The 12,153-nt window shown below is 73.7% G+C and carries 10 protein-coding genes and 1 riboswitch; of the genes, 3 read left to right on the top strand and 7 right to left on the bottom strand.

Annotation, left to right across the window (positions count from 1 at the left end; all coding sequences use genetic code 11):
• The first annotated feature begins 2 nt into the window (after positions 1-2).
• A riboswitch (ZMP/ZTP riboswitch) is annotated at positions 3-92 on the top strand.
• 18 nt (positions 93-110) lie between these two features.
• Positions 111-1,547 carry a glycine hydroxymethyltransferase gene (locus tag ACN265_RS12690; protein ID WP_420116653.1) on the top strand — a complete coding sequence of 479 codons (1,437 nt, stop codon included), beginning with the start codon at positions 111-113 and terminating at the stop codon, positions 1,545-1,547.
• A gap of 77 nt (positions 1,548-1,624) precedes the next feature.
• Here ACN265_RS12690 and ACN265_RS12685 read toward each other — a convergent pair whose 3' ends face one another.
• From ACN265_RS12685 to ACN265_RS12660, 6 genes are all read right to left on the bottom strand, one after another.
• Positions 1,625-1,876 (bottom strand): hypothetical protein, encoded by a 252-nt coding sequence (locus tag ACN265_RS12685; protein ID WP_088646644.1) that lies wholly within the window; start codon positions 1,874-1,876, stop codon positions 1,625-1,627.
• Between the two features lie 111 nt (positions 1,877-1,987).
• On the bottom strand, positions 1,988-3,307 hold the full coding sequence (locus ACN265_RS12680; RefSeq protein WP_421407621.1) for a PLP-dependent aminotransferase family protein: 1,320 nt from the start codon (positions 3,305-3,307) through the stop codon (positions 1,988-1,990).
• 4 nt (positions 3,308-3,311) lie between these two features.
• Positions 3,312-4,379, bottom strand: coding sequence for an alpha-hydroxy acid oxidase (locus ACN265_RS12675; RefSeq protein WP_421411472.1), 1,068 nt, complete (start codon positions 4,377-4,379; stop codon positions 3,312-3,314).
• Between the two features lie 134 nt (positions 4,380-4,513).
• A complete protein-coding gene (locus ACN265_RS12670) occupies positions 4,514-5,497 on the bottom strand; it encodes an alpha/beta hydrolase (protein ID WP_421407620.1) in 984 nt (327 codons plus the stop codon).
• 11 nt (positions 5,498-5,508) lie between these two features.
• Complete coding sequence (locus tag ACN265_RS12665) at positions 5,509-6,729, bottom strand: cytochrome P450 (RefSeq protein ID WP_204923543.1); 1,221 nt, start codon at positions 6,727-6,729, stop codon at positions 5,509-5,511.
• Between the two features lie 62 nt (positions 6,730-6,791).
• Positions 6,792-8,078, bottom strand: a complete 1,287-nt coding sequence (locus ACN265_RS12660; protein ID WP_420116259.1) for an SGNH/GDSL hydrolase family protein — start codon at positions 8,076-8,078, stop codon at positions 6,792-6,794.
• Positions 8,079-8,435: 357 nt separating this feature from the next.
• Here ACN265_RS12660 and ACN265_RS12655 point away from each other — a divergent pair, with 357 nt between their 5' ends.
• Positions 8,436-9,989 (top strand): class I adenylate-forming enzyme family protein, encoded by a 1,554-nt coding sequence (locus ACN265_RS12655; RefSeq protein WP_421407618.1) that lies wholly within the window; start codon positions 8,436-8,438, stop codon positions 9,987-9,989.
• A gap of 245 nt (positions 9,990-10,234) precedes the next feature.
• Positions 10,235-11,443: an MFS transporter gene (locus ACN265_RS12650; protein WP_421411469.1), complete on the top strand. Its 1,209-nt coding sequence runs from the start codon at positions 10,235-10,237 to the stop codon at positions 11,441-11,443.
• A gap of 39 nt (positions 11,444-11,482) precedes the next feature.
• On the opposite strand, the gene ACN265_RS12645 is transcribed toward ACN265_RS12650, so the two are convergent.
• Entirely contained in the window at positions 11,483-12,007 is a 525-nt protein-coding gene (locus ACN265_RS12645; RefSeq protein WP_357930276.1) for a hypothetical protein, read from the bottom strand.
• Between the last annotated feature and the right edge of the window lie 146 nt (positions 12,008-12,153).

Genomic DNA, 12,153 nt, shown 5'->3' with positions numbered 1-12,153 from the left:
CGTCGGCGGGCCGTGACTGGCGCGTGGGGATGGAGCACCATCGGGAAGCGGCCCCGTCATGAGGACGCACGCCGAGCGCCTGGGCCTTCCGCACGTCACCTGGAGGTCGCATGTCGCCCAACGCCGAGTCCACCGCCTTCCGCAGCGCACTCGAGGTGATCCGGGCGGTCGAACCCCGGGTGGCCGACGCCATCGGCGCGGAGCTGACCGACCAGCGTGAGTCGCTGAAGCTGATCGCCAGCGAGAACTACGCCTCCCCGGCGACCCTGCTGACCATGGGCAACTGGTTCAGCGACAAGTACGCCGAGGGCACCGTCGGCCGTCGTTTCTACGCCGGCTGCCAGAACGTCGACACGGTCGAGGCGCTCGCCGCCGAGCACGCCAAGGAACTGTTCGGGGCCAGCCACGCCTACGTGCAGCCGCACTCGGGCATCGACGCGAACCTGGTCGCCTTCTGGGCGATCCTGGCCGATCGGGTCGAGTCCCCCGCGCTGCGGAAGGCCCAGGTGCGCCAGGTCAACGACCTGACCGAGGCGGACTGGTTCGCGCTGCGTCGCGAGCTGGGTAACCAGCGGATGCTGGGCATGTCGCTGGACGCCGGCGGCCACCTCACCCACGGTTTCCGGCCGAACATCTCCGGCAAGATGTTCGACCAGCGCAGCTACGGCACCGACCCGGCCACCGGTCTGATCGACTACGACCGGGTCGCCGAGGCCGCCCGGGAGTTCAAGCCGCTGATCCTGGTCGCCGGCTACTCGGCGTACCCCCGGAAGGTGAACTTCCGGATCATGCGGGAGATCGCCGACTCGGTCGGCGCGACCTTCATGGTCGACATGGCGCACTTCGCCGGCCTGGTCGCCGGGAAGGTCTTCACCGGCGACTTCGACCCGGTGCCGCACGCGCACATCGTCACCACCACCACCCACAAGTCGCTGCGCGGCCCGCGCGGCGGCATGGTGCTCTGCGGCCCGGAGCTGGCAGACCAGGTCGACCGGGGCTGCCCGATGGTGCTCGGCGGTCCGCTGCCGCACGTGATGGCGGCCAAGGCGGTCGCGCTGGCCGAGGCGCGGCGACCCGACTTCGCCGACTACGCGCAGCGGATCGTCGACAACGCGCAGGCCCTCGCCGAGGGGTTGCTGCGCCGGGGCACCACCCTGGTCACCGGGGGCACCGACAACCACCTGGTGCTGCTCGACGTCTCCGGCTACGGCCTGACCGGCCGGCAGGCCGAGCAGGCGCTGCTCGACTCGGGCATCGTCACCAACCGCAACGCCGTCCCGCAGGACCGCAACGGCGCCTGGTACACCTCCGGCATCCGGATCGGCACCCCGGCGCTGACCACCCGGGGTCTCGGCACCGCCGAGATGGACGCCACCGCCGAGCTGATCCACACCGTGCTCAGCCAGACCACGCCGGGTGCCAACGCCGACGGCACCCCGTCGAAGGCCAAGTACGTGCTCGACCCGGCGGTCGCCGACTCGGTCGGCAAGCAGGCCACCGACCTGCTCGCCGGTTTCCCCCTCTACCCCACCGTCGACCTGGGCTGACCGGCCCGCCCCACGTCCGGTCGGGAGGTTCCGGTGGCGGAACCTCCCGACCGACGGGGAGCCGGCGGGAGCCGGGATCAGGTGAGGGGACGCTTGAGGTGGTAGCGGTGCACCTCGGTGCTGCCCTGGATGTTGTTGACGTCCTCGGCGGCGGAGACCAGCTCCCAGCCCTCCCGACCGACCCGGTTGAGGTGGGCGATCGCGGTGTCGCCGTACGCCGTGACGTCGGTGCGTGAGCCGTCCGGGCCGTACCAGACGAACGAGACGTGGAACTGGCGTCCCTGTCCCTGGTAGCGGCGGACCAACAGGGCGTACTCCCAAGCGACCATGCGTCCATTATGGCCACCGCCCCGGCCGCCGCACAGCACGGGGGGTGGCGGTTCGGCGACACCGGGTGGGGGTCTCCGCCGACGGGTCGACACCGCCCGCGGAGGCGGCGGTCAGCCGGCCGCGACCGCGGTACGGGTCAACTCGTCGGTGATCAGCGCGGCCAGCCGGTCCAGGCCGAGGTCGATCTGCGCCGGGGTGACGGCGCTGACCGACAGCCGCAACGCCTCGACCGGGCGGCCGTCGTCGTAGAAGTGCGCCATCGGGGTCCAGAGCACCCCGTACCGCTCGGCGGAGCGGCGCAGCAGCGCGTCGTCCACCGGGAAGGGGACGGTGACCACGACGAAGAACCCCCCGGCCGGGGTGTTCCAGCGCACCGGCGACCCGGCCGGGAAACGCCGCCGCAGGCCGGCGAGGAGATGGTCCCGGTTGCGGGTGTACGCCGCCCGTTCCCGCCGGTTCGCGGCGACCAGCGAGCAGCCGTGCTCCAGCAGCGCCCCGCCGATCACGGCCTGGGCCAGCGGCGACGTGTTCACCGAGACCATGCTCTTGATCTTGGCGAGCTGGTCGGCGAACAACCCCACCGCACCGTCGACCCCGCCGACCCGCTGGTCGGCCACCACATAGCCGATCCGCGCCCCGGGCAGCACCGTCTTGGCGAACGAGCCGAGATAGACCACCCGCCGTCGGGTGTCCAACGCCTTGAGCGTCGGCACCCGGTCGACGTCCCCGGCCGGGAACAGGCCGTACGGGTTGTCCTCGATGAGCAGCAGGTCCTCCTCGGCGGCCAGGTCGAGCAGCCGTTGCCGGTCGGCCAGGCCGATGCTGGTGCCGGAGGGGTTGGCGAAGTCGGGCATCACGTAACAGGCCCGGGGCCGTAACCCCTCGTCCCGGGCCCGGTGCGCCTGCGCCCGCAGGTCGGCCAGGTCCACCCCGGCCGGGCCACCGGCCACCGGCCGCACCGGCAGGTCCACCAGCCGGGCCGCCCCGGTCAACCCCACGTACGTCGGGGCGACGGCGAGCAGCACGTCGGCCGGGCCGGCCCGCAACGCCCGCAGCACCAGCAGCATCGCCTCCTGGCAACCGACGGTCACCACCACCGCCTCGTCGTCGACGTGGACGTCCTCGTCGACGGCGAGGTTGCGGGCGATCAGGTGGTGGATGATCCCCTTGGTCCGGCCGTACTGGAACAGGGTGCGGCGGACCTGCTCGGGCGTCTGCCCGAGGTCGTCGGCGAGGTGCCGGCGGAACCGGTCCAGCCAGCGCCCCGGCGCGTCGTCGTCGAAGAACTCCTCGTAGGGCCGCCCGGCCGCCAGCGACACCGCGTCGGGCCAGTGCTGGGACACCTCGTTGAGGAAGTTCATCGAGTTCAGCGCCGGGTCGTCGACCGCCGGGTGCAGGGTCGCCAGGTCCAGGTCCACCAGATGCTCCAACGGGTCAGTCTCCGGTCAGGGTACGCAGCCGCCGGGCCTGCGTCGGGTCGGCACAGCCGGTCAGGGTCAACGCGTCGCGCAGCTCCACGGCGAGCAGGTCGAGGGCGGCCTGCGCGCCGACCCGCCCACCGGCCGCCAGCGCCCACAGCATCGGGCGGCCCAGCAGCACCCCGGACGCGCCGAGGGCGAGCGCGCGCAGCACGTCCGTGCCGGACCGTACCCCGCTGTCCAGCAGCACCTCGATCCGCTCGCCGACCGCCGCGACCACCTCGGGCAGCATGGTGGCGGTGGCCGGCGCCCCGTCGAGCTGCCGGCCGCCGTGGTTGGAGACCACCACGGCATCCACCCCGACGTCGGCGGCGCGGACCGCGTCACGCGGGTCGAGGACCCCCTTGACCAGCAGCGGCAACCGGGTGCGCTCTCGCAGCCAGGCCAGATCCGCCCAGGTCAGGGCGGGAGCGAAGGCGGCCTCGGTGTGCGCGGCGATGGCCGACACGCCGGGGGTGCCGGCATGGGCGAGGTCGTCCCGGCCGGCGGGCAGGTTGGCGGCGGTCACCTCCGGCGGCAACGCGAAGCCGTTGCGCACGTCGCGCAGCCGCCGGCCGAGCACCGGCACGTCGACGGTGACCATCAACGCCGCACAGCCGGCGGCGTGCGCCCGGTCGAGCAGGTCGGCGACCAGCCCCCGGTCACGCAGCCAGTAGAGCTGGAACCAGACCGGCCCGGCGGTGGCGGCGGTGACCTCCTCGACCGGGGTGCTGCTCAACGTGCTCAGCACGTAGGGCACCCCGGCCGCGCCGGCCGCCGCCGCCAGCGCCGGCTCCCCGTCCGGGTGCAGCAACCGCTGGTACGCCATCGGCGCGACCGCCACCGGCATCGCCTGCTCGCGGCCGAGCAGCGGCGCGTGGGTACGCGGACGTTCCACCCCGGTCAGCACCCGGGGCAGCACGGCGACCCGGTCGAGGGCGGCCCGGTTGGCGGCCAGCGTGGTCTCCACCCCGCTGCCCCCGCCGACGAAGTCCCAGACCCCGGGCGGGAGTGCCCGCCGGGCCAGCTCGGCGAAGTCGGCCAGGCTGACCGGCGGGCGGTCGCCGTCCCCGCCCGCCGCGACGGTGGCCGGCGGCCCGGTGCCAGCCCGGACGGTGGCCGGCGGTGCGCTGTCCGGCCGGACGGTGGCCGGCGGGCCGGCGGGAGGGGGGAGCACGGTCACCGCTCGTCCCCCACCGTGGCGGTGACGGGGGTGTCGGCCGGCGGGGTGGGCAGCCCGAAGACCTCCCGCAGGAAGGCGGCGGCCTCGTCCTGGGCGCGCCGGCCGGCGTCGAAGACCCCGGGCATGGCGAAGAACCCGTGGATCATGCCGGGATAGCAAGTGGCCCGCACCGGCACGCCGGCGTCCCGCAACCGCTGCGCGTACCGCTGTCCCTCGTCGCGCAGCGGGTCGTGCTCGGCGGTGACCACCAGGGCCGGCGGCAGGCCGGACAGGTCGCCGGCGAGCAGCGGCGAGGCCAGCGGGTCGGCCGCGTCCGCCGGGTCGGCCAGGTAGTGACCCCGGTACCAGTCCACGGAGTGCCTGTTGAACAGCAACGGATCCTGGTCGTCGGCGGGACGCAGGGCGGCCCGCTGGTCGGTGTTCGGGTAGACCAGCAGCTGCCCGGCCAGCCGGGGGCCGCCCTCGGCGCGGGCCAGCAGGGTCACCGCCGCCGCCAGGTTGCCCCCCGCGCTGTCCCCGCCCACCGCCAGCCGGTCCGGGTCCACGCGCAGCTCGGCGGCGTGCTCGGCCAGCCACCGGGTGGCGGCGTGGCAGTCCAGCACGGCCGCCGGGAACGGGTGCTCCGGGGCGAGCCGGTAGCCGACCGTCACCACCTGGCATCCGGTGGCGTTGGCGAGCCGGCGGCAGATCCCGTCGGCGGTCTCCACGCTGCCCAGCGTCCAACCGCCGCCGAAGAAGTAGACCAGGGTGGGCAGCGGGCCGTCGCCGGCCGGCCGGTGCACCCGGACCCGCAGGTCCCCGTCGGGACCGGGGACGGTCGTGTCGCGTACCTCGTGGACCGGCTCGACGTCACCGCCACCGGCCCGGATCGCGGCGAGGTCGGCGGCGCGGGCCTCGGCGAGGGTCTGGGTGTACAGCGGTGGGGTGCCGGCGGCGGCCCGTGCGGCCCGGTAGGCCACCACCTGGGGGTCGAGGGACATGGGATCGGCTCCTATCCGCCGGTGGTGACGAAGAGCTTGTCGATGCCGCGCAGGAACAGACTCCCGCTGTAGTCGGCCGGTTGGCTGACCGCGAGCCGGGGGAACCGCGCGAAGAGCCGGGGCAGGCCGATCCGACCCTCCAGGCGGGACACGGCCGCGCCGAGGCAGAAGTGCGGGCCGACGCCGAAGGCCAGCGACGGGGGGCCGTCGCGGCGCGGGTCGAAACGGTCCGGCCCGGGGAACCGGCGCGGGTCCCGGTTGGCCCCGGCGATGATCAGCAGGACGTTCTCGTCCCGGGCGACCGGCACTCCGTCCAGCACGGTGTCCCGGGGCGCGGCGCGGGCCAGGAAGTGCACCGGGCTCTGCAGCCGCAGCACCTCGTCGACGCAGCCCTGCGCCAGGGTCTCGTCGCCGGGCAGCGCGGCCACCGTGTCGGGGTGGCCCAGCAGCACCGGCAGGCCGTTGCTGAACATGTAGACGGTGGTGACGAAGCTGGCGTTGAACAGCACGATCAGGTTGCTGATCAACTCCTCCTCGGTCAGGTCGACCTCGCCGGAGTCCAGCGCCTCGACCAGCCCGGAGATCAGGTCCTCACCCGGCTGGCGGCGGCGGTGCCCGATCAGGTCCCGGTAGAGCGCCCGCAGCTCCTCGGCGGCCTGGTTCGCCAGCGCCAGCCGCTGCGGGGTCTTGCCGGCCACGTCGAGAAACTCGTCGATCCAGTCGACCCGTTGCCGGTACCAGGCCAGCTCGCTCTCGGGCAGGCCGATGAACTCGGCCATCACCAGCGCCGGCACCGGGTAGGCGAAGTCCGCGACGAAGTCGATCTCGGAGCCGTCGGCCCCGGTGTCGGCCATCCTGTCCAGCAGGGTGTCGACCACCCGGACGATCACCGGTTCCAGCGCGCCGAGCCGGCGCGGGGTGAAGGTACGGGAGAACACGCCCCGCATCCGGCCGTGGTCGGGCGGGTTGACGAACATCATCGACGACTGGAAGGTCCGCAGGATCTCCTGCTCCTCCCAGCCCGGCGGGGGTTGCTTGTACCACTGCGGGTCACGCAGCACCTGGTCGACCAGGTCGTAGCCGACGGCCACGGCGCTGACCGTGCTGTGCTCCGGACGGTTCGGGATGACGCTGATCGGCCCGTGTTCGTGCAGGGCCGCGTACCACGGATAGGGGTCCTGCCGGCCGGCCTCGCTGTAGAGACCGGACAGGATCTCGTCGACGTCCACGATGGTGCTTCCTCCCCAGGAAATGACCGGGGGGCGACGGGGTCACCCCCGCCGCCCCACCGGTGTCACAGACCGAGCAGTCGAAGTGGTACGGCGTCCGCCAACGCCTGGTTGCCGGCGTCGTTCGGGTGGATGTGGTCACCGGCGTCGTACGCGGGCAGCAGCCGGCTCGGCTGGGCCGGGTCGCGCAGCACCGCGTCGAAGTCGAGCAGCCCGTCGAACTCGGCCGCCCCCGGGCCCCGCAGCCAGGTGTTCACCGCCTGGCGGGTGGTCTCCTTCTCGGGCGTCCACACCCCCGGGTTGCCGTGCCCCTCGTACGGGGTGAGGGTGACCGCGAGGCTGCGCAGGCCGCGCGCCTTGGCCTGCTTGTTGATCTGCCGCAGCGAGGCGATGATCCGGTCGGCGGAGTCGTCGGACATCCAGATGTCGTTGATGCCGAGGTGCGTCACCAGGGTCTTCACGCCGGTCTGCGGGAAGACGTCCTCGTTGAGCCGGGCCAGCGCGTTCGGACCCAGCTCGTAGTAGCCGGGGAAACCGCCCGCGCCGGGCTCGGTGCCCTCGTGGTTGAGCCGGTTGCCGGCCAGGCTCAGGTTCAGCACCCCCGGGGTACGCACCTCGGGACGGGCGGCGACCAGCCGCCCGGCGAGCAGTTCCGGCCAGCGCTTGTTGGCGTTGACGGTGCTGCCGTTGGCATCCCCGATCGAGTCGCTGAGCACCACCACCGCGCCGGGGCTCGCCGGGCGCAGCACGTCGATGCCGGACAGGAACATCCAGCAGCAGTCCGGGCGGATGGTGAAGCCGGCGCCGTCGGCGGCGGTGGTCAGGTCGTTCGCCCCGATGAAGGTGGTGACCTTGGACTGGCCGTGGAACGTGACCGGCCCGGTGAGCACCGGGAAGTGCAGGGTGACGACCAGGTCCTCCTGCTCGCCGACCGCGTAGGTCAACGGGTCGCTGAGCAGTTCGGCACCCTTGTTCATGGTCGCCGAGGTGGAGCCGCCGAACTTCAGCTCCCGCACGCTGCCGGGCAGGATGTCCGACCGGTCGGTCAGGGTGGCGGTGTTGGGGCGGGCGACGGTGGCGTGTCCCACCTGCACCGCCTGCTCACCGTAGAGGTTGCTCAGCCGGACCCGCAGCCGCTCCCCACCCACGGTGGTGCGCACGGTCATCCGGATGCTCTGGTTGTTCAGGCCGGTGTTCGTCAGCCCGACGGTGTTGCCGCGGGTGACCGCCGCGGCCCACGTACCCGCCCACTGCGCCCGGGCGGCTGCCCCGCCACTGTCGGAGTCGGACGGACCGGCGCTGGCCACCACCGCCGGGGCGCCCACGACCAGCAACACGGCCGCGGACGCTATGACCTGCCATCTCTTCGGGGTCGACATTGAACCTCCATGTTGGGCCGCCCAGGGCCGGCGCCCATTGACGGCACCGCCCGGACGATGGTCCAGAAACCTAGCCGCGACGTCTGACAGGCGTCAATCAACCCGATAGACATGATCAAATGTCCATGGTGGGCGGCCCCTCGCCGTTCGGCTCTGTCCCCGGGCGAGGCCGCCGGCCTAGGCTCGCTAGCGGCGGCGGTGCGGTCGCCCATGGCGCGCACCCCCGTCGCGGGCCGGGCTGTGACCTGCTCGGACGCCAACCCGGCCGGTCGCCACGGCGGGTCCCACCGGGCCGCCGGCGACCCGCCGCATCGAGCTGGGGGCTGTGCGATGACCGACGGGGCCGACCGATCCACCACCTACGTGCACGACGCGCTGACGCTGTTCGCCGGGTTCGGCGACCGGGAGGCGCTGGTCGGCGACGGTCGCCGGCTGACCTATCCGCAGGTCGCCGCCGAGGTACGCGGGCTGGCGTACGCCCTGACCGGCCACGGGGTACGCCCCGGCGCGGCGGTGCTGGTGATGCTCGGCAACGCGGTGGAGGGCCCACTGCTCCAGCTCGCCCTGCACCTGCTCGGCTGCCGGAGCATGTGGATCGCCCCGGTCACCTCCCGGCGCGAGATCGACGAGTTCGTCCGGCTGGCCCGCCCCGACGTGTTCGTGCACCACGCGTACGCCCCCGACGGGCTGGGCGACCGGATCGCCGCCTCGCTGCCCGGGGTGCCGGTGCTGCGGCTGGGCGTCGAGCTGACCGCCGACGCCCCACCTGTCGAGCTGCCCGCGCGGGTGCCCACGCCGGAGTCGTTCCTGCAGACCAGCGGCACCACCGGCACCCCCAAGCTGGTGCACCACCGGGAGAGCTTCTACCGGCAGGTGCTGGCCCTGGCGGCGGATTTCCGCGCCGCCGGGTTCCCGCTGCTGCGGCACCTGTCGCACTCGCCGATGTGGCTGGCCAGCGGCCAGATCACCACCCTGTTCAACCTGTTCACCGGCGGGGTGCTCTTCCTGCGCCAGCAGTGGGACCCGGCCGCGTTCATCGCCACCGTCGACGCCGAACGGCTCACCTCCACGTTCGTCACCCCGCCGATGCTCTACGAGGTGCTCGACCATCCGGCCCTGGACGGCGCGGACTTCTCCGCCATGTTCATGTTCAACGTGGGCGCGGGACCGGCCGCGCCCGCCCGGCTGCGCCAGGCCATCGCCCGGTTCGGCCCGTGCCTGCGCATCGTGTACGGCCTCAGCGAGGCGGTGGTGATCTGCGCCCAGCCCGGCCTGACCGAGGACCCGGCGCACCCGGAGCGGCTGGGTTCCTGCGGCCGACCGTACGGGGACGTCACGGTGGAGATCCGCGACGCCGACGGGCGGGTGCTGCCGGCCGGCACCGACGGCGAGGTGTGGGTGCGGACCAAACTCAGTTTCCACGGCTACCACGGCCAGCCCGAGCTGACCGCCGACACGCTCGTCGACGACTGGGTACGCACCCGCGACATCGGCCACCTCGACGACGACGGGTTCCTCTACCTGGTCGACCGGTTGCAGGACCGCATCCTCACCCGGCAGCGCAGCTGGCCGATCTACTCCCGGCCGATCGAGGACGTCCTCGCCGGGCATCCGCAGGTCCGCGCGGCGGCGGTGATCGGGGTGCCCGACCCGGTCGCCGGGGAGCTGCCGTACGCGTACGTGGTGCCGACGCCGGGAGCGACGGTGACCGGGGCGGAGCTGATCGACCTGGTCACCGCCGAACTGAGCGACACCTGGGCGCCGGGTGCGGTGGAGTTCGTCGACGCGCTGCCACTGAACCGGTCGGCGAAGGTGGACAAGCGGGCGCTGCGCGAACGGTACGCCGCCGGCGCGCCCGCCGATCCGGTCGGCAGCCCGTCGTGACCGCCGACGCCGACACCGGCCCCCGGACAGCCACCGACGACGGCTGGCCGGCCGACGGCGACGCCGCCGGGGCTCCCGGCGAGGCTTCGGGCCTGCGGGCGGCAGCCGGCCCGGCCGGCCCCGGACCGACCAGCGGCAGGGACGGCACCGGAGCGGGTGGTGCCCGGGCGGGTAAGGCCGGGGCGGGCGACGCCGGGTCGCTCGCCGCGCCGCCGGGTCCCGAGCGGCGGGCCGCCCGGCGGGAACTGGTCACCCTGGTCGCCGCCGACCTGATCTCCAACCTGGGCAGCCGGATCTCGGTGATCGCGATCCCCTGGCTGGTGCTCACCACCACCGGCAGCCCGGCCAAGATGGGCATCGTCGCGGCGGCCGAGTTCCTGCCGTACATGCTGTCGAGTTCGTTGGCGACGCCGTGGGCGGACCGGTTCGGGGTACGGCGTACCTCGATCACGGTGGACGCGGCGAGCGCGGCCGTGATCGCGGTGGTGGCGCTGGCCCCGTGGCTCGGTTTCGGGGCGCTCGTCGCCCTCGTCGCGGTGGCCGGCGGACTGCGCGGCATCGGCGACCGGGTCAAGCACGTCATGTTCCGGCCGGCCGCGCAGCGCGCCGGGGTGGAGCTGATCCGGCTCACCTCCGCCTACGACGGGCTGGCGCGCGGGGTGGCGCTGTTCGGCACGGTCATCGGCGGTCTGCTCATCGACTGGGTCGGGGTGACCCGGGCGATCTGGATCGATGCGGGCACCTTCGCGGTCTGCGCGCTGCTGGTCGGGGTGCTGGTGCGCCCGCCCGCAAGCGACGCGCCCGCCGCGCCCCGGGAAGGCTACTTCCAGGCGTTGCGCACCGGCTTCGGCTACCTGCGCACCGACCGGGTGCTGCTGACCATGCTGATGGTGGTCTCCGCGTTGAACATGTTCGCCGCCGCCAACACCGCCGTCTGGGTGCCGCTGTGGGTCCGCGACGAGTTCGGCGACCCGGCCGGGTTCGGGCTGGTGCTCGGGGTGTTCGGCGGTGGCGCGCTGCTCGGCAACGTGGTCTTCACGATGCTCGGCCCCCGGCTGCCCCGGACCCTGATCTTCGCGGCCGGGGCGGCGCTGAGCGGTGCGCCCCGGCTGCTGGTGCTGGCGCTGACCGACCATCTGGTGGTGGTGCTGGTGGTGACGTTCCTGTCCGGGATCGGCATCGCGGCGGTCAACCCGCTGCTCGGCGCGGCCCTCTACGAACGGGTGCCGGACGCGTTGCAGACCCGGGTGCTGGGGATCTCCGGTTCGCTGGCGTTCGTCGGGCTGCCGGTGGGGGCGTTGGTCGGCGGCTGGTCGGTGGCGGCCCTCGGGCTGCGACCGGCCCTGCTGGTGATGGCGGTGGTGTGCGCGGTGCTGACCGTGACGCCGCTGGTCGCCGGGCCGCTGCGGATGGGCCGGCCGGCACCCCCACCGACGGCCGTCGACCCGGTCTGACGGTCAGGTCGCCACGGCCCGGTCAGGCGCGCCCCACCGTCAGTCCAGGTCGTCGCAGACGTTGTGGGTGGTGCCGTGCAGCATGGTGACGGTCTTGTCGTAGTCGGCGGTGAACCGGACGACGAACTGACCGTCGATCAGCCACAACCCCTTCGGCAACGAGCCGGCGTCGTCCCGGAAGCCGAGCAGCACCGGGCCGGTCACGTACCAGGTCATCGTGCCGTCGGCGGCGTAGCTGACCAGGGAGGTGCCGCTGGCGTCCACCCGGGTGACGGCCCCGGTGTCGGTGTTGGTCACCGTCTCGATCAGCGCGCCGGTGTACAGCTCCCGGCGTGGCGAACCGTCCGGGTCGGTCGTCAGCACCAGCTTGCGGACCTCGTCGACCTCGGCCGCCACCCGGATGCCGAACGCGCAGCGGGCCCCGGCCGGCAGGGTGAACTCCTCCTGCGGGGCCGGCACCCAGCCTCCGGTGGGGCGACCGGCGGCCGCCGCCGGGGCGGTCGGCACGGTCCCCGCCAGCGTCACCGCGGTCAGGGCGGCACCGAGTCTCGTCGTCCAGCGCATGGGCACTCCCGTTCTCCTCGTCGTCGTCCGGTCCAGGGTCACCGGCCGTCCTCACCACCGGCTGACCGCCCGACAGGGTCTTCGCGGCGGAGCACGATCCCCCGCTGCCGGGCCGCTGACCACCGGCTCACCGGACCCGTCCCCGG

Source organism: Micromonospora sp. WMMD730 (genome assembly GCF_049178955.1).
GTDB lineage: Bacteria > Actinomycetota > Actinomycetes > Mycobacteriales > Micromonosporaceae > Micromonospora > Micromonospora wenchangensis.
Note: the sequence above shows the minus strand (reverse complement) of the source record. Positions and strands in the feature narration are given on the sequence as shown.

What these genes read in the sequence shown, in the direction of transcription:
- ACN265_RS12690 (WP_420116653.1), top strand. Translation starts at nt 111, where the DNA reads ATGTCGCCCAACGCCGAGTCCACCGCCTTCCGCAGCGCACTCGAGGTG.
- ACN265_RS12685 (WP_088646644.1), bottom strand. Translation starts at nt 1,876, where the DNA reads ATGGTCGCTTGGGAGTACGCCCTGTTGGTCCGCCGCTACCAGGGACAG.
- ACN265_RS12670 (WP_421407620.1), bottom strand. Translation starts at nt 5,497, where the DNA reads ATGTCCCTCGACCCCCAGGTGGTGGCCTACCGGGCCGCACGGGCCGCC.
- ACN265_RS12655 (WP_421407618.1), top strand. Translation starts at nt 8,436, where the DNA reads ATGACCGACGGGGCCGACCGATCCACCACCTACGTGCACGACGCGCTG.
- ACN265_RS12645 (WP_357930276.1), bottom strand. Translation starts at nt 12,007, where the DNA reads ATGCGCTGGACGACGAGACTCGGTGCCGCCCTGACCGCGGTGACGCTG.